2 protein-coding genes are annotated in these 1,706 nt (G+C 38.4%); one reads left to right on the top strand and one right to left on the bottom strand.

The features are described from left to right. On the top strand, positions 1-1,404 hold a 1,404-nt coding region (locus tag KI369_RS25275), incomplete at its 5' end, for a terpene cyclase/mutase family protein (RefSeq protein ID WP_212958059.1). A gap of 73 nt (positions 1,405-1,477) precedes the next feature. On the opposite strand, the gene KI369_RS25280 is transcribed toward KI369_RS25275, so the two are convergent. Next, positions 1,478-1,627, bottom strand: coding sequence for a YfhD family protein (locus KI369_RS25280; RefSeq protein ID WP_212958064.1), 150 nt, complete (start codon positions 1,625-1,627; stop codon positions 1,478-1,480). Positions 1,628-1,706: the final 79 nt, after the last annotated feature.

Here is a 1,706-nt window from a genome sequence, read left to right on the forward strand (position 1 = left end):
CTACAGAATGATTCTCCCCTCAGTATATTTAAATTGAGTAGTTCAGCACGTATTCATTTAATTCCGATGATGCTGTGTTTAAATAAAAAATTCCGTATAAGGAAAAAGTTACTGCCAAATTTAAATCATATTTCGGGAGGGGGCGGAGAATGGTTTCGGGAGGATCGGTCTCCGTTGTTTCAAACGTTAGTAAGTGATGTAAAACAAATTATATCGTATCCACTATCTTTACATCATAAAGGAAATGAGGAAGTCGAACGTTTTATGAAAGAACGTATTGATGAAAATGGGACGTTATATAGTTACGCAACTGCCTCGTTTTATATGATTTATGCTTTACTCGCGTTAGGACATTCTCTTCAATCAACAATGATTCAAAAGGCTATAACCGGGATAACATCTTATATATGGAAGATGGAAAGCGGTAATCATTTGCAAAACTCTCCTTCAACTGTATGGGATACGGCTTTACTCAGCTATGCGTTACAAGAGGCCCACGTACCGAAAGATAATAAGATGATTCAACATGCAGTAACATATTTATTAAAAAAACAGCATACAAAAAAAGCTGATTGGAGCGTACATGCTCCGGCGCTGACTCCAGGCGGTTGGGGTTTTTCAGATGTGAATACGACAATCCCTGATGTTGATGATACAACAGCTGTGCTAAGAGTATTGGCAAAAAGTAGAGGAAATGAAAATGTAGATTATGCCTGGAAAAAAGGGGTCACTTGGGTTAAAGGATTACAAAATAATGATGGTGGCTGGGGAGCGTTTGAAAAAGGTGTGACGAGCAATTTATTAGCAAATTTACCAATCGAAAATGCAAGCGATATGATTACAGATCCTTCTACACCAGATATTACAGGAAGAGTGTTAGAGTTTTTTGGGACATATGCGCAAAATGAATTGCCCGAGAAACAAAAACAAAATGCGATAAATTGGTTAATGAATGTACAAGAGAAAAATGGATCATGGTACGGGAAATGGGGGATTTGTTATATATATGGTACGTGGGCGGTGATGACAGGTTTAAGATCACTCGGAATTCCATCTAGCAATCCATCATTGAAACGAGCAGCTTTATGGCTTGAACATATACAGCATGAAGATGGTGGTTGGGGAGAATCATGCTACAGTAGTGTGGAAAAAAGGTTCGTTACTTTACCATTCAGTACACCATCCCAAACAGCCTGGGCGTTAGATGCTCTCATTTCTTACTATGATAAAGAAACACCAGCCATTCGAAAAGGGATTTCATATTTGCTTGCGAATCCTAGTGATAATGAACACTATCCTACCGGAACAGGTTTACCAGGTGGGTTTTATATTCATTATCATAGCTATGCCTATATATATCCGCTACTTACTTTGGCACATTATATAAAAAAATATAGAAAATAAACCGAGAGAATATCTCTCGGTTTATTTTGCCCGGTAGTAGGTCCCTGTTGAAAAGAATAAGGTTGTGCTTTCCTTATTTTTCTGTTAACTGGCGTTTTTGACGTGCATCAGCGGCATTTGCACGTGCGTTTGCTTCTAAGTCATTGTGGTCAGCAAGTTCACGAGAGAACTCTACATCAATGCCATCAGTAGCTTTGTTTTGTTTGAAATTTTTTTTGTTCATTCGACACAATCTCCTTGCACTTTATCCCGCTTTAATGGGCAGTAAGACCCCAACCTCAAAATTCAGCGAAAGCAAAGAA

It is taken from the genome of Bacillus sanguinis, from assembly GCF_018332475.1.
GTDB lineage: Bacteria > Bacillota > Bacilli > Bacillales > Bacillaceae_G > Bacillus_A > Bacillus_A sanguinis.